We start from the raw sequence: 18,347 nt of genomic DNA on the forward strand, positions 1-18,347 counted from the left end.
AAGATGGTATCGGCTGAGGGGACCGGCTCACTCCCGTCCGCACGGGAGCGGGCCGGTCTTCAGCTCACTGGTTGCCCGAGAGCTTCTCGCGCAGCGCCGCGAGCGCCTCGTCGGTGGCCAGCGCGCCACCCGTGGGCTCCTCGGAGCCACCGGTGTAGGTCGTCGTGCCACCCTCGCCGCCGGCGGCCTCGGCGTCGGCCTTGCGGGCCTCGTCGATCTGCTTGCGGTGGGCCTCGAAGCGCGTCCGGGCCTCGGCGTACTGCCGCTCCCAGGTCTCGCGCTGGGTGTCGTAGCCCGACAGCCACTCGCCGGTCTCCGGGTCGAAGCCCTCGGGGTACTTGTAGTTGCCCTCGGCGTCGTACTCGGCCGGCATGCCGTAGAGGGTCGGGTCGAACTCCTCGTCGGTGATCTCCATGGCGCCCTCGTTCGCCTGCTTCAGCGAGAGGCTGATGCGACGGCGGTCGAGGTCGATGTCGATGATCTTGACGAAGATCTCGTCGCCGACCTGGACGACCTGCTCGGGGATCTCCACGTGGCGCTCGGCCAGCTCGGAGATGTGCACCAGGCCCTCGATGCCCTCCTCGACGCGGACGAACGCGCCGAAGGGGACGAGCTTGGTGACCCGGCCGGGCACGACCTGGCCGATCTGGTGGGTCCGGGCGAACTGCTGCCACGGGTCTTCCTGGGTCGCCTTGAGCGACAGGGAGACGCGCTCGCGCTCCATGTCGACGTCCAGGACCTCGACCGTGACCTCCTGGCCGACCTCGACGACCTCGGAGGGGTGGTCGATGTGCTTCCAGGACAGCTCGGAGACGTGGACCAGACCGTCGACGCCGCCCAGGTCCACGAAGGCACCGAAGTTGACGATCGAGGACACGACGCCCTTGCGGACCTGGCCCTTCTGCAGGGTGTTGAGGAACGTCTGGCGGACCTCGGACTGGGTCTGCTCGAGCCAGGCGCGGCGGGACAGGACCACGTTGTTGCGGTTCTTGTCCAGCTCGATGATCTTGGCTTCGAGCTCCTTGCCGACGTACGGCTGGAGGTCGCGGACCCGGCGCATCTCGACCAGGGAGGCCGGGAGGAAGCCGCGGAGGCCGATGTCGAGGATGAGACCACCCTTGACGACCTCGATGACCGTACCGGTGACGATCCCGTCCTCGTCCTTGATCTTCTCGATCGTGCCCCAGGCGCGCTCGTACTGCGCGCGCTTCTTGGACAGGATCAGGCGGCCTTCCTTGTCCTCCTTCTGGAGGACAAGGGCTTCGACCTCGTCGCCGACGGAGACGACCTCGTTGGGGTCTACGTCGTGCTTGATCGAGAGCTCGCGGGACGGGATGACGCCCTCGGTCTTGTAACCGATGTCGAGCAAGACCTCGTCTCGGTCGACCTTGACGACGACGCCTTCGACGATGTCGCCGTCATTGAAGTATTTGATGGTCAGATCGATCGCGGCGAGGAAGTCCTCCGCCGAGCCGATGTCGTTGACCGCTACCTGCGGGGTGGTCGAGGTGGCTTCGGTGCTGCTCGTCATGTGTGGGCTGGCTCCGGATACGGACATGAGTCGGTCTTCGAGGCGCCGGAGGGCCGATTTCGTCCCCGCCAAGACCGGAAGGGAGCGTGAAGCCCCCGGAAAAACCGATGTCGACCAGATCGAGCGTGCGCCTGCTCCGTCCGAGGCACCGCAGGCCCACAGCGCAGCGATCAGCATATGAGACGGAGAGGCTCAGGTCAATCTCGGCAGCCGGAGGCCACCCGGAATCTAGTAGACCCGGGCCCTGTCGGCGAATGTCGGAGCCAGCTGGGAGATGGATCCGGAAGGTGCTGTGACGACGGCCGGATCTCCATCAGATGTGTATCTCTTGTCCGGATTTTTGTCCAGCCATTCCAACCACGCCGTGGAGCAGAACTTGTCGCACCCCTCCTTCTTGACCTTCCCCTCGGAACGGATCCGGGAGATCCGGCTCCGGTCGAACTCCTTGGAGAAGACCGAGACCGACGGGTTCCAGCCGGCCAGGAAGACCCCCTGGAACTCCCAGGTGTCGCCCTTGAGCACGAACTCGTTGTCCTTGTCCTTGCTGCGCGGGGCGTTGCCGAACGGGTAGGCGAGGGTGACCGAGGGCGAGCCGGAGACCTTCTTCACGACCTCCTCGACCTTGGCGAGCTCGGACTCGACCTTGCTCTTGGGCATGCCCGCCAGGTTGGGGTGCGTGTAGGTGTGGTTGGCGATCTCGAAGCCGTGCTGGACCAGCCAGGTGACCCCGGCGTTGGCCTCCTCGCCGAGCTGGAACGGGTCCTTGTTGACGAAGAACGTCGCCACCGGCCGGAAGGCGGGGTACTTGGCCTGCGTCTCCATCAGGACGGCGACGGCCGTGTCGGGCGCGGGATTGCCGGAGGCGTCCAGCGCGAACTGGGTGGGATTGCCGTCGTCGAAGGTGAGCACCACCGGGTGCGCGCCGGCCGGGATGTCGATCCGGCCCTGCACGAACTCGGCGGCCGTGACCGGCACGTAGTTCCCCTTGGCGAGCAGCTCCAGCTCGGCCCGCAGCTCGGCCGGGGTGCGGTCGATCTCCGAGCCGCCCTTCGCCAGGATCCGGTGGTACATGATCACCGGTACCTGGCCGAGCTCGTTGGCCTTGGCCTGGATCGCCGCCTCGGCGGCGGGCCGCGGCGGAGGCGGTGGCGTGGAAGGCGCCGCGGACGGCTTGCCGCCGGGCGTCGCCGAGGTGGTCGGACCGCCGCTGGGCACGCCCGCGGGCACCGCGTCGGTGCCCTGGGCGGCCGGTTGCACGACCGTGGTTCTGTCCCCCTCCTTCTTCTGAGAGGGCAGCAAAAGACCGAACAGCAGCGCGGCGCCGATGACCAGGACCGCGAACTTGTGAAGTGTGGGCACTCAGCTCTCCGGAAGAGACGGGAGCAACAGCCTAGAGCCCACACCTCCGCTCGTCCCGCACCTCGGAGATCATCGTGTGTCCTCGCCGTTTCCGGCGGGCTCGCGGCCTCCGGGCAGCCCGAGCCGGGCCACCGTCCCGCCGCCGGGCGCACGCTCCAGCCGCACCGTCCCCCCGGCCTCCTGGACGACCTGGGCGACGATCGACAGTCCCAGGCCGGAGCCGGGCAGACTGCGGGCCGAGGGCGAGCGCCAGAACCGCTCGAAGACGTGGGGCAGGTCCTCCTCGGGGATGCCCGGTCCCTGGTCCCTGACCGTCAGCTCGCCGCCCCGCAGCACCACCTCGACCGTCCCCCCGGGCGGGCTGAACTTCACCGCGTTGTCGCACAGGTTGACCACGGCCCGCTCCAGGGTGTCGGCGTCGCCCTGGACGTACCAGGGATCCAGCCGGGTCGTGACGGTCAGCCCGGGGCCGCGCAGCCTGGCCCGGTCCACCGCCCTGCCGACCGTCTCGTGGAAGGCCACCTCGCCGGCCTGGCGGGGCTGCGCGGCGGGGCTGCCCAGCTGCAGCAGGTCGCCCAGGAGGGTGGTCAGCTCGCGCATCTGGGCGCGCAGGCTGGCCAGCATCCCGCTCTTGGTCTCGGCGGGCAGCTCCCGGCCGGTCTCCTCACTCCTGATCATCAGGTCGATGTTGGTCTTCATGCTGGTCAGCGGGGTGCGCAGCTCGTGCCCCGCGTCGGCGATGAGGGTGCGCTGCCGTTCCCGGGAAGCCTCCAGCGCGGCCGTCATGCCGTTGAACGACCGGCTGAGGCGGGCGATCTCGTCGGTGCCCCGCTCGGGGATGCGCACCGACAGGTCCTCGGTCCTGGCGACCTCCTCGACCGCCTCGGCGAGCCGGTCCACCGGACGCAGCGAGGCCCGGGCGGTGAGCAGCCCCGCCGCGGCCGAGACGGCCACGCCGAAGACGGAGACCAGCGTCAGCATGAGCGCCAGGTCGCCGAGGGGCCCGGTGACCCGGTCCAGCGGCAGCGCGGTCATCAGCGCGCCCCGCTCGCCGGTCCTCAGGACGTAGGAGACGGTGTGGACCCGGACGTCGATCTCCTTCCCGGTGTAGTCGACGCCCGTGCCGGTGCGGAAGATCTCCTTCCGCTCGCCGCTCGCCACGGCCTTGTCGACCGGGGTCACCGGGATGACCCCCTGGTCGGGGACGGTGCAGCGCGTGCCGTTCTCCCTGACCACCTGCTGCAGTTCCTCGCGGGGCAACAGCAGCGAGCCCTCCCCCGGCCCGTCCTTCTCGCCCTTCCCGGGCGTGTCCGGCACGTTCTTGCGCGGAACGCCCCTCGTGGTCGCCTCCGAGGTGCAGTCGCTCAGCGCCTCGAAGATGAAGTTCACCAGCCTGGGCTCGGGCCGCTGTATCGCGGCGCTCAGCTGCCCGTCCAGCTCCGAGTACAGCGCCTCGCGGACCAGGAACCAGCTGGCCGTGGCACAGGCGGCGACCGCGAACGCGACGGCCGCGGCGGTCAGCAGCGCCAGCCGCCCTCGCAGGGTGAGCCGTCTCATGATCCGGAGCGCAGGACGTAGCCGACGCCCCGGACGGTGTGGACCAGCCGGGGCAGGCCGTCGATCTCGGTCTTGCGGCGCAGGTACATCACGTACACGTCCAGGGAGTTGGAGGCCGGCTCGAAGTCGAAGCCCCAGACGGTCTCCAGGATCTGCTCCCGGGTGAGCACCTGGCGCGGGTGGTTCATGAACATCTCGAGCAGCATGTACTCGGTGCGGGTCAGCTCCAGCGGGCGGCCCTCGCGGGCGACCTCCCGGGTGAGGGTGTTCATGCGCAGTCCCGCGAACTCCAGGGCCTCGCAGGGTTCCTCCCGCCGGGGTTCGGCGCCGTAGGCGCCGCGGCGCAGCAGGGCCCGGATGCGGGCGAGCAGTTCGTCCAGCTCGAACGGTTTGACCAGGTAGTCGTCGGCGCCCGCGTCCAGGCCGGTGACCCGGTCCCCGACCATGTCGCGGGCGGTGAGCATGAGAACCGGCACCCGGTCCCCCTGGGTGCGCAGCCTCCGGCAGGCGGTCAGCCCGTCCATGCGGGGCATGAGCACGTCCAGCACGATCAGGTCGGGCCGGACCTTCTCGGCCAGCTCCAGCGCCTCGACGCCGTCGGCGGCCTCGCTGACCCGGTAGCCCTCGAAGATCAGGCTGCTGGAGATCGCCTGGCGCAACGCCGGCTCGTCGTCGACTACCAGCAGGTGGGCGCGGGTCTCCTCGGGGCTGCTCATGTCCTCACGTTAACCAGCGCCGTCACGAGCCAGAGCCGGTGAAACCCTCTTCTCGGTCTACTCTCATCGACTTCTCAGCCAGCGGACGCACGCCCAGCCCGGCCACCAGGAGCACGCACAGCAGCGGCACCACGTCGCCGAGGACCGCGTAGGGCGTCCGGCTCCCCGCCTCGGGCGGCCTCAGGGTGACGGCCACCGCGCCCCGCTCTCCGGTGTCGGCCCAGGCCAGGCGGCGGCCTCTGGAGTCGAAGGCCGCGGAGACCCCGGTCAGCGCCGCCTGGACCACCGGACGGCCGGTCTCGGCGGCCCGGACCGCGGCGAGCGCGGCGTGCTGGGGCGGCGCCCAGCTCTCCTGGAAGGTCGAGGTGGCGGACTGGACGACGATCACCCGCGCGCCGCCGCCGACCGCGGCGCGCCCCAGGTCGGGGAAGGCCGACTCGAAGCAGATGACCGGGGCGACCGGCATGCCCTCCACGTCCAGGACGGTGCCGCCGGTCCCCGGCACGCGGTCCTCCGCCGCGGCCTCGCTGATCCCGGCCAGCCAGCCGAGCGCCGGGCGCAGCGGGATGTACTCCCCGAAGGGCACCAGCCGGGTCTTGACGTACCTGCCCCGCTCCACGCCGTCGACGAGCAGCACCGAGGACTTGGAGATCCTGCCCCGGGCGTCGCGGGCGTCCTCGTTGACCAGCACGGTGCCCAGGCCCGCCAGCCGTCCGCGCAGCTCGGGGGCGCGGCTCAGGTCGGTGCCGACGCTGCTCTCGCCCCACACGATCAGGTCCGCCCCGGTGACCCCGGCCGAGATCCGCTCCCCCGCCGCGAACCGCTCCGCGGGCGAGTGGACCACCCCCGGCTGGACGAGCGCCACCCGCCACGGCCGCCCCTCGCTCCCGGCGCCTCCCGCCCACCAGGCCGGAGGAAGGCAGAGCGCGACGGCGGGCACGGCCAGCAGGACCCTGCGGTCGAACCGGGTCAGCGCCAGCGCCAGCGCGGTGTTGACCAGCACGAGGACGAACGACAGCAGCCACACGCCGCCGACCGACGCCAGCGAGAGCACGGCCGGGTACCGCCACTGGCTCGTCCCGTACAGCGCCCACGGGCCGCCGAACCCGTGCCAGGACCGGAGGTACTCGCCGACCACCCACACGGCGGGCAGCACGAGCAGCGCCTCCCACCCCCGGCAGGCCCGGGCCGCCGCCCCCCAGGCCGCCCAGGGCGCGCCGAAGACCACCGCGACGGGCAGGAGCGCCGGCCCGATGTTGGGGACCGTCCAGTAGAGCGCGGCCAGCAGGTAGCCGGCGCCGAAGCACCAGCCCCGGCGCAGCGCCTGCGAGGCGGACGGCGCGGACCTGACCAGGAGCAGCCCGGGGATCAGCGCCGCCCAGGCCAGCCAGCCCAGGTCGGGCCGTGGGAAGGCCAGCACGGGCAGCGCGCCGGCCAGCAGGGACCAGATCACCCCGTCAAGTCAACGCGGGACGTCCCGTCAAGGCAAGGGCGGTCAGTCGCGCGCTCCCGGCCAGGGGCCGAGGGGCCGGGCCCAGACGTCCTCGACGGCGACCCTCGTGTCGTAGACCTGGAAGCCTCGTTTGAGGTAGTTGGGCAGGGCGGCCGGGCCGTCCAGGGAGCAGGTGTGCAGCCAGACCCGCCGGGTCGGCGGCAGGTCCCAGCGGTCGGCCAGGTCCCAGGCGCGGGCGGTGGCCTCGGTGAGCAGGTGGCCGCCGATGCCCCGGCCGGTGAAGGCCGGCAGCAGCCCGAAGCAGATCAGCTCGACCTCTCCCCCGGCGCCGGGGCGCAGTTCGGCGTAGCCCGCCGGGGTGCCCCTGTCCCAGGCCAGCCAGGTCTCCGTCCCTGGCCCGGCCAGCCACTCCGCCCAGTCCCGGTAGGACCACGGCAGCCGGTCCGTCCACAGGTGGTCTCCGCCGACCGCCAGGTACAGGTAGCGGCTGAGCTCGGGGCTGGGGACCTCCGCCCTGACCACCTCCACCGGCGCGGGCGCGGCCGGGACCAGCCGTCCGGGATCGGTCTGCTCCAGGTACCAGGTGGTCACCTCGGTCCGCCGCGTCTCCATGGAGGCCGATCCTAGACTCCCCCGCCCGGGCCGAGCCCCTCACCGTCCGCGACCTGACGTGGCGGTGAACGCCCCGGCGACGGCCCTCTGAGGGTTCCCGCAGGTAGAATGCGCCGATGACACCCTCCAGCGGCTCCACTGGTGCCGACCGCGACGACCGCTTCGTCACCGGCAGTCATGACCTTCCCGTCCCTGCCGCGCTCGCCGAGTTCTTCAAGCACGGCTGGGCCGACACGAACACCTCCCTGGCGCCCCTCCCGGCGTCCGCCTACGCCGCCAAGCGCAGGGCCGCCGTGTCCGCCCGCTTCCCCGGCGAACGGCTGGTGCTGCCCGCGGGCGGCCTGAAGGTGCGCAGCAACGACTGCGACTACGCGTTCCGGCCGCACACCGCCTTCGCGCACCTGACCGGCGAGACCGCCACCGAGGCGGTGCCCGAGGCGGTGCTGGTGCTGGAGCCGACGCCCTCCGGCCACGAGGCGGTCCTCTTCACCCACCCGCGCTCCCCGCGCGACGGCAGCCCCCTGGGCGCCCAGTTCTACCGGGACCGCAGGCACGGCGAGCTGTGGGTGGGCCGCCGCCGCACCCTCGCCGAGACCGAGGAGGCCTTCGGCCTGGCCGCCGCCGACCTGGAGACCCTGGAGTCGCGGCTGGGCGGCGGGATCCCCACCCGGGTGGTCCGCGACGTGGACCCGGCCGTCGACGCCCTCGTCGCCCCGCACGCCGACGCCGACGCCGACCGCGAGCTGCACTCGGTGCTGGCCGAGCTGCGGCTGGTCAAGGACGAGTGGGAGGCCTCCCAGCTCGCCGCCGCGGTCGGCCACACCGTCACCGGCTTCCAGGACGTGGTCTCCGAGCTGCGGTACGCCTCCGGGCTGGCCCGCGGCGAACGCTGGGTCGAGGGCGTCTTCAACCGCCGCGCCCGGCTGGAGGGCAACGGCCCCGGCTACGAGACGATCGCCGCCGCGGGGGCGCACGCCTGCGTGCTGCACTGGATCCGCAACGACGGGCCGCTGCCCGAAGGCGGCCTCCTGCTGCTGGACGCCGGGGTCGAGGTCGACTCCTTCTACACCGCCGACATCACCCGCACCCTGCCGGTCGGCGGCCGGTTCACCGACGCCCAGCGGCGCGTCTACGACCTGGTGTACGCCGCGCAGGAGGCCGGCATCGCCGCGGTGCGGCCCGGCGCCCGGTTCCGCGACTTCCACCAGGCCGCAATGCGCGTGATCGCCGAGGGCCTGGACGACTGGGGCCTGCTGCCCGGCGGCGCCGAGTCCTCCCTGGACCCCGAGTCCGGCCTCCACCGCCGCTACACCCTGTGCAGCTCAGGCCACATGCTCGGCATGGACGTGCACGACTGCGCCAAGGCGAGGGCCGAGACGTACCTGGACGGCGTCCTGGAGGCCGGCCAGGTCCTCACCGTCGAGCCGGGCCTCTACCTGCAGCCCGACGACCTGACCCTCCCCGAGGAGCTCCGCGGCATCGGCGTCCGCATCGAGGACGACCTCCTGGTCACCGAGGACGGCGCCGTCAACCTCTCGGCGTCCCTGCCCCGTCAGGCCGACGAGCTCGAGACCTGGATGGCCGAGCTGATGGGCTGACCGCCCGCCGGGCCGTCAGACCAGCAGGTCGCCCCTCAGGAGGGTGACGGCCCGGCCGGACAGGATCACCCTGTCCTCGCGGAGGGTCACGCCGACGACACCCTCGCGGGCGGAGACCTGGCGGCCGGTCAGCGAGGTCCTGCCCAGGCGCTTCGCCCAGTAGGGGGCGAGCATGCAGTGGGCCGAGCCCGTGACCGGGTCCTCCTCGATGCCGACGGCGGGGGCGAAGAAGCGGGACACGAAGTCCTCGGGGTCGGCGTCGGCGGCGGGGGCCGTCACGCACACGCCGCGCGCGTCGATCGTGCCCAGGAGGGCCAGGTCGGGCTCCAGGTCGCGGACGGTCTCGGCGTCCGCGACGACGGCCAGCACGTCGTTCTGGGCGTTGCACGCCACCCATTCGGGTTCGACGCCCAGACCGGCGGCCAGGCCCCCGGGAGGCTCCTCCATGCGGGCGGCGGGCACCGCGGGGAAGTCCATCTCCAGGCCCCGCGCCGTGCTCTTCACCGTGAGCACGCCGCTCTTGGTGTGGAACTCCGCCGACTCGTCCGGGTCCGCGATCCCCTCGGTGAACAGGACGTGCGCGGTGGCGAGGGTGGCGTGGCCGCACAGCCGCACCTCCACGGCTGGCGTGAACCAGCGCAGTTCGTGCCCGCCGCTCTCCAGCGGGCGCACGAACGCCGTCTCCGAATGCCTCATCTCGGCGGCCACAAGCTGCATCCAGCGCTCGTCGGCCGCCTCCTCCAGCAGGCAGACCCCGGCGGGGTTGCCCCGGAACGGCTGGTCGGTGAAGGCGTCCACCACGAAGATCCGCATGCCACCACCCTAAGCCGCGAAGCACGCCGGGGCGCGTCCCCTGTGGATGGTTCAGCGCGCGTCGGCCGCGTCCGGCCGCGAAAAGCGCCGGGGCGCGTCCCCCTTTGCGGGAGGACGCGCCCCGGTGGGAGCCCTTGCGGGCCGGTGTCAGGCGATCGGGCGGGCCGTCGGCGGGATCGGGTACGGCAGGGCGGTCTCGCCCTGCAGGTCCCGGTCCACGCGGGAGGCGGCGGCGCGGCCCTCGGCGATGGCCCAGACGATCAGCGACTGGCCGCGGCCCATGTCGCCGGCGACGTAGACGCCGTCGACCGAGGTGCGGTAGTCCAGGTCGCGGACCACGTTGCCGCGGCCGTCGAGCTCGACTTCCAGCTGCTCGATCAGCCCTTCCCGCTGCGGGCCGAGGAAGCCCATGGCCAGGGTGACCAGCTCGGCCGGGATCTCCCGCTCGGTGCCCTCGATCGGCTTGAAGCCGGTCTGCGGGCCCTCGACGTCCACCAGCCGCAGCGACTTGACGTTACCGTCCTCGTCCGCGGTGAAGCCCAGGGTGTTCACGGCGTAGACGCGGGGGCCGCCGGCGGCCTCCAGCTCCTCGTGCGCGCTCTCGACCTTGAACAGCATCGGGTACGTCGGCCAGGGCTGGACGCCGGGCCGGGACTCCGGCGGACGCGGCATGATCTCCAGCTGGGTGACCGAGGCGGCGCCCTGGCGCAGGGCGGTGCCGATGCAGTCGGCGCCGGTGTCGCCGCCGCCGATGACCACGACGTGCTTGCCCTCGGCCGTGATGGTCGGCTCGGGCCGAACGCCCTCGGCGACCTCGTTGGCGATGGGCAGGTACTCCATCGCCTGGTAGATGCCCTTGTGCTCGCGTCCCGGCACGTTCAGGTCGCGCCACGCGGTGGCGCCGCCGGCCAGGACGACCGCGTCGTACCGCGCGCGCAGCTCGTCGGCGGTGATGTCGACGCCGACGTTGACGCCGGTCTTGAAGACCGTGCCCTCGGCGCGCATCTGGTCCAGCCGCCGCTCGACGTGCCGCTTCTCCATCTTGAACTCGGGGATGCCGCGGCGCAGCAGGCCGCCCGCGACCTCGGCGCGCTCGTAGACGACCACGTCGTGGCCGGCGCGGGTGAGCTGCTGTGCGGCGGCCAGGCCCGCGGGCCCGGATCCGACGACGGCGACCTTCTTGCCGGTCTTGACGGCCGGGGGCTGCGGCTTGACCCAGCCCTCCTGCCAGGCGCGGTCGATCAGCTCGGCCTCGACCCGCTTGATCGTCACCGGATCCTGGTTGATCCCCAGGACGCAGGCGGTCTCGCAGGGCGCGGGGCACAGCTTCCCTGTGAACTCCGGGAAGTTGTTGGTGGCGTGCAGGCGCTCGATGCCGCCCTGCCAGTCCTGCCTGTAGACCAGGTCGTTCCACTCGGGGATGAGGTTGCCGAGCGGGCAGCCCTGGTGGCAGAACGGGATGCCGCAGTCCATGCACCGGCTGGCCTGGCGCTCCAGGACCGGCTTCTGGAAGTCCTCGTAGACCTCCTTCCAGTCACGGATCCGCACGTCCACCGGACGCCGGGCCGGCAGCTCACGCCGCGTGACCTTCAAAAACCCCTTCGGGTCAGCCATCGAGGTACCTCCTATCCCTGAGCCGCGGCCATGACGGCCTCGTCGACGTCGCGTCCCTCGGCTTCGGCCGCGGCCATGGCCGCCAGCACCCGCTTGTAGTCACGCGGCATGATCTTGCTGAAGCGCTCCACCGCGGTGTCCCACTCGGCGAGCAGCTTCGCGGCGACCGTGGAGCCGGTCTCCTCGGCGTGCCTGGCCACCAGGCCGTGCACGAACCTGCGGTCGTCGGCGCTCAGCGTCTCGACCTCGACCATCTCGGGGTTGACCCGCTGCGCCTGGAGGTCGAGCACGTAGGCGATGCCGCCGGACATGCCCGCCGCCACGTTGCGGCCGGTCGGGCCGAGGATGGCGACCCGCCCGCCGGTCATGTACTCCAGGGCGTGGTCGCCCACGCCCTCCACGACCGCGGTGGCGCCGGAGTTGCGCACGCAGAACCGCTCGCCGACCAGGCCGCGCAGGAAGACCTCGCCGGACGTCGCGCCGTACAGCAGCACGTTGCCCGCGATGATCTGCTCCTCGGCGGCGAACCGGGCCGCCGGGTCGGGCTGCACGGTGATCCGGCCGCCGGACAGGCCCTTGCCCAGGTAGTCGTTGGAGTCGCCGACCAGGCGGAGGGTGATGCCCCGCGGCACGAACGCGCCGAAGGAGTTGCCCGCCGAACCGGTGAAGGTGACGTCGATGGTGTCGTCGGGAAGGCCCTCGCCGCCCCACTTCTTGGTCACCTCGTGGCCGAGCATGGTGCCGACGGTCCGGTTGACGTTCCGGATCGGCAGCTCCAGCTTCACCTTGTCGCCGAAGGCGACGGCGCCCTCGGCGAGCTGGATCAGCGTGTTGTCCAGCGCCTTCTCCAGCCCGTGGTCCTGGACGGTCACGCAGCGCAGCGCGGCGCTCTCGGGCAGCTCGGGCCGGTGGAAGATCGGCGACAGGTCGAGGCCGGAGGCCTTCCAGTGCTCGACCGCCTCCCGGGTCCGCAGCACGCCGACCTGGCCGACGGCCTCCTCGAGGCTGCGGAAGCCCAGCTCGGCCAGCAGCTCGCGGACCTCCTGCGCGATGAACTCGAAGAAGCTCACCACGAACTCGGGCTTGCCGGAGAACCGCTCGCGCAACACCGGGTTCTGCGTCGCCACGCCCACCGGGCAGGTGTCCAGGTGGCAGACCCGCATCATGATGCAGCCGGAGACGATCAGCGGCGCGGTCGCGAACCCGTACTCCTCGGCGCCCAGCAGGGCGGCGATGACGACGTCGCGGCCGGTCTTCATCTGGCCGTCGGCCTGCACCACGATCCGGTCGCGCAGGCCGTTGAGCAGCAGGGTCTGCTGGGTCTCGGCCAGGCCGAGCTCCCAGGGCGCGCCCGCGTGCTTGAGCGACGTGAGCGGCGAGGCGCCGGTGCCGCCGTCGTGCCCGGAGATCAGGACGACGTCGGCGTGCGCCTTGGACACGCCCGCCGCGACCGTGCCGACGCCGACCTCGGAGACGAGCTTCACGTGGACGCGCGCCGACGGGTTGGCGTTCTTCAGGTCGTGGATGAGCTGGGCGAGGTCCTCGATCGAGTAGATGTCGTGGTGCGGCGGCGGCGAGATGAGGCCGACGCCCGGCGTGGAGTGCCGGGTCTTGGCCACCCACGGGTAGACCTTGTGGCCGGGCAGCTGGCCGCCCTCGCCGGGCTTGGCGCCCTGGGCCATCTTGATCTGGATGTCGTCGGCGTTGGTCAGGTACTCGGCGGTGACGCCGAACCTGCCGGACGCGACCTGCTTGATCGCCGAGCGGCGTGAGTCGCCGTTGGCGTCGGGGGTGAACCGCGCGGGGTCCTCGCCGCCCTCACCGGTGTTGGACTTGCCGCCCAGCCGGTTCATCGCGATCGCGAGGGTCTCGTGCGCCTCGGCGGAGATGGAGCCGTAGGACATCGCGCCGGTGGAGAACCTCTTCACGATCTCGCTGACCGGCTCGACCTCCTCGACCGGGATCGAGGGGCGGCCGGAGTCGAAGGAGAACAGGCCGCGCAGGGTCATCAGCTGGGCGGACTGGTCGTCCACCAGCTTCGTGTACTCCTTGAAGATCTCGTACTGCCGCGTGCGGGTGGCGTGCTGCAGCTTGAAGACCGTCTGCGGGTTGAACAGGTGCGGTTCGCCCTCGCGCCGCCACTGGTACTCGCCGCCGACCTCGAGGGTGCGGTGCGGGATCTCGTTGCCGACGGCCGGGTAGGCGCGGACGTGCCGCTTGGCCACCTCCTCGGCGATGACGTCGAAGCCGATGCCGCCGAGCTTGGAGGTCGTGCCGATGAAGGCCCGGTCGATGACCTCCCGGCCCAGGCCGATCGCCTCGAAGATCTGCGCGCCGGTGTAGGACGCGACGGTCGAGACGCCGATCTTGGACATGACCTTCAGGACGCCCTTGCCGTAGGCCTTGACCGCGTTGCGGGTGGCCTTCGCCTCGTCCACGCCGGGCAGCTCGCCCCGGCGTGCGAGGTCCTGGACGGTCTCCAGGGCGAGGTACGGGTTGACCGCGGAGGCGCCGTAGCCGATGAGCAGCGCCATGTGGTGGCACTCGCGGGCCTCGCCGGTCTCGATCACCAGGCCGACCTGGGTGCGGGTCTTCTCCCGGATCAGGTGGTGGTGGACCGTGCCGGTGAGCAGCAGCGACGGGATCGCGGCCAGGCCGGAGTCGGCGCCGCGGTCGGACAGCACGATGATCCGCGCGCCGGCCGCGATGGAGCGCGACACCTCCGAGCAGATCTCGTCCAGGCGCTTGCGCAGCGCCTCGCCGCCACCGGAGACCTTGTACAGGCCGTGCACGACGTGGGCCTGCAGGTGCGGCAGGGAGCCCTCGTCGTCGATGTGGACGATCTTGGCCAGCTCTTCGTTGTCCAGGATCGGGGTGGGCAGCACCAGCCGCTTGCAGGAGTCCGGGCCCGGCGCGAGCAGGTTGCCCTCGGGGCCGAGGGTGGACAGCAGCGAAGTGATCATCTCTTCGCGGATGGCGTCCAGCGGCGGGTTGGTGACCTGCGCGAACTGCTGCGTGAAGTAGTCGAACAGCAGGCGCGGCTTCTCCGACAGGGCGGCGACGGGGGTGTCGGTGCCCATGGAGCCGATCGGCTCGGCGCCCGTCCTGGCCATGGGGGCCAGGATGATGCGCAGCTCCTCGTTGGTGTAGCCGAAGGTCTGCTGGCGCTTGACCAGGGTCTCGTGGGTGGGCACCTCGCGCTCGCGGCGGGGAAGCTCCTCGAAGCGCACCAGGCCCTCGTCCAGCCACTGCTGGTAGGGGTGCTCGGCGGCCAGGGCGGCCTTGACCTCGTCGTCCTCGACGATCCGGCCGGCCTCGGTGTCCACCACGAAGATCTTGCCGGGCTGCAGGCGGCCCTTGCGGACCACGTTCTCCGGCGCGATGTCCAGCACGCCGGACTCGGACGACAGCACGACCAGGCCGTCCTCGGTCACCCAGTAGCGGCCGGGGCGCAGGCCGTTGCGGTCCAGGACCGCGCCGACGACGGTGCCGTCGGTGAAGGAGACGGACGCGGGGCCGTCCCAGGCCTCCATGAGGGTGGAGTGGAACTCGTAGAAGGCCCGGCGGGCCGGGTCCATCTCGGTGTGGTTCTCCCACGCCTCGGGGATCATCATCAGCACCGCGTGCGGCAGCGACCGGCCGCCCAGGTGCAGCAGCTCCAGCGCCTCGTCGAAGGACGCGGTGTCGGAGGCCTCGATGTCGATCACCGGGAAGATCCGGGAGATGTCGCCGGGGAGCACGTCGGAGGCGAGCAGCGCCTCGCGGGCGCGCATCCAGTTCCGGTTGCCCTTGACCGTGTTGATCTCGCCGTTGTGGGCGAGGTAGCGGTACGGGTGGGCCAGCTCCCAGGCCGGGAAGGTGTTGGTGGAGAACCGCGAGTGCACCAGCGCGATGGCGGTGGCGAAGCGGCGGTCCGACAGGTCCGGGTAGAAGGGCTCCAGCTGCGGCGTGGTCAGCATGCCCTTGTACACGATGGTGCGGCTGGACAGGCTGGGGAAGTACACCCGCACGTCCTGCTCGATGCGCTCGCGGGCGCAGAACACCACGCGGTCCAGGTCGATGCCCCGGGCCCCGGCGAAGGGGCCGCCCTCGGCGGCGCTCACGAAGAGCTGTGCGAAGTGGGGCATCACCCTGCGGGCGGCCGGGCCGCAGAAGTTCGGGTCGGTCGGCGGCTCACGCCAGCCGAGGACGGCGAGCCCCTCCTCCGCCATGACGGCGTGGACGTGCTCGATCGCGGCGGCGCGCTCCTCCTCCTCGGCGGGAAGGAAGGCCAGGCCGGCCGCGTAGGCGCCGGCCTCCGGCAGCTCGAAGCCGACGGTCTCGCGGAAGAACGCGTCGGGGATCTGCGTGAGGATGCCCACGCCGTCGCCGTCGTCCGGTTCGGCACCCACCGCTCCGCGGTGGTCGAGATTACGCAAAACGGTCAGGGCATGTTCCACGATCTCATGGCTCTTGCGTCCATGGAGATCGGCCACCATACCGACGCCACAGGCGTCGTGCTCGTTGGCGGGGTCGTAGAGACCCTGCGCTTCGGGCTGACCAGGTGTGAGGGCAGCAGCCGCCATCAACCCTCCCGTTCGTTCACTCACTGTCGACTGACCAGTGCAGGTCGGGACGGCGTTGGCCCTGCTGCGAAGTATTACCTAGAGGTTACATCACTGTCCGAAGCATGCCCGACTGACCGGGTTGACGAAACTTTCGCTTTCATCGGCCGATCGGCAGGTAGCTGTCATCGTCGATCAGCTCCTGGGCACGCCGTTCCCCGACCTCGATCAGAGAACCCGACCAAGACCGTTCCGTATGCTTACCTCATGATAGCGGGACAAACCAGACCTACCAGGTCTAGACCTGTCTGTTAACAGGTGATCAACCTCACCGTTTCAAAACGGTTTCCGACAGATCACCCGGCGGCCCGGGCGTAGAGGCCTTCCGCCTTCGCGGCCGTCACCACCAGTGACAGCAGGGATTCGCTCGTTCCCTCGCCCTCGCCGTCCACACGCTCGGCCCAGGTGATCAGGGCGTAGTGGCCCATCGCCAGACCCCGGGCGAGGCTGAAGTCCTCCCCGAAACCCTCCGGAGTCTTACTGGGAAGCTTTACAAACCCACCCGAACCCGCACCAAAAGCCTCCACGGCGCGGTTCGCCGCTTCCTCGTCCCGCAGGTTGTAGACCGCGACGAGGACCCTGAAGCCCTTCTTCTCGTCGCTGTACAGGCCCCGGACCGCCTGGGTGCAGCCCCCGTCCTGCAGGACCTCCCCCAGCCCCGCGCCCCAGATCGCCCTGCCGCAGTCGTCGTCCAGCACCGAGAGGCGCAGCGCGGGCTTCGCGCCGGAGACGTCGTCCTGCAGCGTGTCCTTCGCGGGGAACATCTCCTTGGCCGTCAGCGGCGCGGGGTCCTCCTCCCGGGTGGCGATCCCGTCGAAGACGGCGGAGGAGGGCGAGGAGGAGTAGCTGTCCGGCGCCATCCCCGTCACGGCGGGCCGGCTCATCGGGACCCGCTCCTCGGCCTCGCGCTCGTCGGCCGTCTCCTTCGGCCACATGACCGCCAGCACCAGGATGAGCGCCACCACCAGGACGGCGCCCACCCCCGCCGCGACGAAGAACCCCTGCGAACCGCTCTTCTTCCGCCCCTGGGTCCCCGGCCGCCTCTCCCGCTCCGGAGAGGCCTCGGGGCGGTCGTCCCGCTCCCGCGCCGTCATCGCCGGGGCTCGAGCTGGACCAGGCGGCCCCAGGCGAACTCCTCGGGCTTCTGGACCGCCAGGCTGCCGTCGATCAACTCGTTCATGGCCCGCGGCTGCTCGCCGCCGGCCCGCCCCACCCAGCTCATGATCACGTAGTGGCCGATGGCCTGGGAGTAGGCGGCGGTGAAGCCGCTGCCGAAGTCCTTCACTCCGGGGAACTCCGGAGGCCGGATGAACCCGCCCTTCAGCGCCGGGTCCAGGGAGTTCAGCACCTGCTGGGCGCTCTTGGCGTCCACCATGTTGATCGCGGTGAACACGCCCGCGTGCTTCTTGTCCTTGGACAGGTAGGCGCCCCGCGCCACCTGGCTGCACTCCCCGCGCCGCAGCGTCTGCAGGACCAGATCACCCCAGGCCGCCCGCACGCAGTCGGTGGAGATCTCGCTCTTCACCAGCGTGAAGGTGTAGTCGCGGTAGGCGACCTCCTTGAAATCGCCGAACACCTCGCCCTCGGTGAAGGCGCGGATGTCCGACGCGCGCTGGGAGAGCGCCGTGCTCTCCGGGCTGGCGCTCTGCGGCACGTAGACGTCCGGCAGGTGGCTCCCGGGCGGGACCTCCAGTTCGTCGCCGCCCTTCTGGACGAAGAACCAGACGACCCCGCCGACGAGCAGCAGCAGCGCCAGCAGCGCGCCGATCAGGATCTTGCCCTTGGGCTGCGCCGCCTCGTTCTCCGGCCAGAGATCGTCCTCGCCGCGCTTGCCCCCGGCCTTGCCGCCTCCGGGCTTGCTGCGGGACCGGGCCTGTGAACTCATGCCGCCCACCGTCTCCTTCATGCGAATCCGTCGCGGGTGAGCTTATAGTCCGCTGACGCCGATGATGACCCCTATGCCGTAGGTCAAAAGAGCCGCGGCCGCCCCGAAGAACAACTGGCGCAGGCCGCTGAACCACCACGAGCGGGCGGTGACCCTGGAGACCAGGGCGCCCGCCGAGAACAGCCCCAGCGCGGCGACCACCGCGGCGGGCCACAACGAGCCGGCGCCCAGCAGGTAGGGCAGGACCGGCAGGATCGCCCCGAGGCCGAAGGACGCGAACGAGGAGACGGCGGCCAGCAGCGGCGAGGGCAGCTCACCCGGCACCACGCCCAGCTCGTCCCGGGCGTGCGTCTCCAGGGCCTCCTGCGGATCGCGGTGCAGGGCCGCGGCCACCTCGGCGGCCAGCTCCGGGCTGAGCCCGCGCTCCTCGTAGCGCGCCGCGAGTTCGGCCCGCTCGGCCGCCGGATGGGTCTCCAGCTCCCTGCGCTCCACCTCGATCTCGGCCTCGGCCAGCTCGGACTGCGAGGCCACCGAGACGTACTCGCCGACTCCCATCGAGAACGCGCCCGAGGCGAGACCGGCCAGCCCCGCCAGGACGATCACCT

13 protein-coding genes are annotated in these 18,347 nt (G+C 71.4%); 1 reads left to right on the plus strand and 12 read right to left on the minus strand.

What is annotated here, in order from left to right; translation table 11 throughout:
* Positions 1-64 precede the first annotated feature (64 nt).
* The 6 genes from rpsA to ABD327_RS24505 form a co-directional block, all read right to left on the minus strand.
* Entirely contained in the window at positions 65-1,531 is a 1,467-nt protein-coding gene (rpsA, locus tag ABD327_RS24480) for a 30S ribosomal protein S1 (protein WP_344453047.1), read from the minus strand.
* Positions 1,532-1,759: 228 nt separating this feature from the next.
* On the minus strand, positions 1,760-2,890 hold the full coding sequence (locus tag ABD327_RS24485; RefSeq protein WP_344453049.1) for a polysaccharide deacetylase family protein: 1,131 nt from the start codon (positions 2,888-2,890) through the stop codon (positions 1,760-1,762).
* Between the two features lie 69 nt (positions 2,891-2,959).
* Positions 2,960-4,447, minus strand: a complete 1,488-nt coding sequence (locus tag ABD327_RS24490) for a HAMP domain-containing sensor histidine kinase (protein WP_344453051.1) — start codon at positions 4,445-4,447, stop codon at positions 2,960-2,962.
* On the minus strand, positions 4,444-5,163 hold the full coding sequence (locus ABD327_RS24495; protein ID WP_344453053.1) for a response regulator transcription factor: 720 nt from the start codon (positions 5,161-5,163) through the stop codon (positions 4,444-4,446). The genes ABD327_RS24490 and ABD327_RS24495 overlap by 4 nt, the downstream gene beginning before the upstream one ends.
* Positions 5,164-5,185: 22 nt before the next feature.
* Complete coding sequence (lnt, locus tag ABD327_RS24500; RefSeq protein ID WP_344453055.1) at positions 5,186-6,616, minus strand: apolipoprotein N-acyltransferase; 1,431 nt, start codon at positions 6,614-6,616, stop codon at positions 5,186-5,188.
* 42 nt (positions 6,617-6,658) lie between these two features.
* Positions 6,659-7,228 (minus strand): GNAT family N-acetyltransferase, encoded by a 570-nt coding sequence (locus tag ABD327_RS24505; RefSeq protein ID WP_344453057.1) that lies wholly within the window; start codon positions 7,226-7,228, stop codon positions 6,659-6,661.
* 116 nt (positions 7,229-7,344) lie between these two features.
* Between ABD327_RS24505 and ABD327_RS24510 the strand changes: the two genes are divergently transcribed.
* Positions 7,345-8,826, plus strand: coding sequence for an aminopeptidase P family protein (locus ABD327_RS24510; protein ID WP_344453059.1), 1,482 nt, complete (start codon positions 7,345-7,347; stop codon positions 8,824-8,826).
* Between the two features lie 15 nt (positions 8,827-8,841).
* On the opposite strand, the gene ABD327_RS24515 is transcribed toward ABD327_RS24510, so the two are convergent.
* The 6 genes from ABD327_RS24515 to ABD327_RS24540 form a co-directional block, all read right to left on the minus strand.
* On the minus strand, positions 8,842-9,639 hold the full coding sequence (locus tag ABD327_RS24515; RefSeq protein WP_344453061.1) for a PhzF family phenazine biosynthesis protein: 798 nt from the start codon (positions 9,637-9,639) through the stop codon (positions 8,842-8,844).
* Between the two features lie 147 nt (positions 9,640-9,786).
* A complete protein-coding gene (locus tag ABD327_RS24520; RefSeq protein WP_344453064.1) occupies positions 9,787-11,253 on the minus strand; it encodes a glutamate synthase subunit beta in 1,467 nt (488 codons plus the stop codon).
* An 11-nt stretch (positions 11,254-11,264) separates the two neighbouring features.
* The gene (gene gltB / locus ABD327_RS24525; protein ID WP_344453067.1) at positions 11,265-15,818 is read right to left on the minus strand and encodes a glutamate synthase large subunit; all 4,554 of its coding nucleotides are present in this window, start codon (positions 15,816-15,818) and stop codon (positions 11,265-11,267) included.
* 335 nt (positions 15,819-16,153) lie between these two features.
* Positions 16,154-16,951, minus strand: a complete 798-nt coding sequence (locus ABD327_RS24530) for a hypothetical protein (RefSeq protein WP_344453069.1) — start codon at positions 16,949-16,951, stop codon at positions 16,154-16,156.
* Positions 16,948-17,742 (minus strand): hypothetical protein, encoded by a 795-nt coding sequence (locus tag ABD327_RS24535; protein ID WP_344453070.1) that lies wholly within the window; start codon positions 17,740-17,742, stop codon positions 16,948-16,950. Before ABD327_RS24535 ends, ABD327_RS24530 begins: the two co-directional genes overlap by 4 nt.
* A 42-nt stretch (positions 17,743-17,784) precedes the next feature.
* On the minus strand, positions 17,785-18,347 hold a 563-nt coding region (locus tag ABD327_RS24540), incomplete at its 5' end, for a VIT1/CCC1 transporter family protein (RefSeq protein WP_344453072.1).

Origin of the sequence: Actinocorallia aurantiaca, assembly GCF_039533685.1 — a bacterium.
GTDB lineage: Bacteria > Actinomycetota > Actinomycetes > Streptosporangiales > Streptosporangiaceae > Actinocorallia > Actinocorallia aurantiaca.

What these genes read in the sequence shown, in the direction of transcription:
- ABD327_RS24530 (WP_344453069.1), bottom strand. Translation starts at nt 16,951, where the DNA reads ATGACGGCGCGGGAGCGGGACGACCGCCCCGAGGCCTCTCCGGAGCGG.
- ABD327_RS24520 (WP_344453064.1), bottom strand. Translation starts at nt 11,253, where the DNA reads ATGGCTGACCCGAAGGGGTTTTTGAAGGTCACGCGGCGTGAGCTGCCG.
- ABD327_RS24505 (WP_344453057.1), bottom strand. Translation starts at nt 7,228, where the DNA reads ATGGAGACGCGGCGGACCGAGGTGACCACCTGGTACCTGGAGCAGACC.
- ABD327_RS24510 (WP_344453059.1), top strand. Translation starts at nt 7,345, where the DNA reads ATGACACCCTCCAGCGGCTCCACTGGTGCCGACCGCGACGACCGCTTC.
- rpsA (WP_344453047.1), bottom strand. Translation starts at nt 1,531, where the DNA reads ATGACGAGCAGCACCGAAGCCACCTCGACCACCCCGCAGGTAGCGGTC.
- ABD327_RS24515 (WP_344453061.1), bottom strand. Translation starts at nt 9,639, where the DNA reads ATGCGGATCTTCGTGGTGGACGCCTTCACCGACCAGCCGTTCCGGGGC.
- gltB (WP_344453067.1), bottom strand. Translation starts at nt 15,818, where the DNA reads ATGGCGGCTGCTGCCCTCACACCTGGTCAGCCCGAAGCGCAGGGTCTC.
- ABD327_RS24490 (WP_344453051.1), bottom strand. Translation starts at nt 4,447, where the DNA reads ATGAGACGGCTCACCCTGCGAGGGCGGCTGGCGCTGCTGACCGCCGCG.
- ABD327_RS24535 (WP_344453070.1), bottom strand. Translation starts at nt 17,742, where the DNA reads ATGAGTTCACAGGCCCGGTCCCGCAGCAAGCCCGGAGGCGGCAAGGCC.
- ABD327_RS24495 (WP_344453053.1), bottom strand. Translation starts at nt 5,163, where the DNA reads ATGAGCAGCCCCGAGGAGACCCGCGCCCACCTGCTGGTAGTCGACGAC.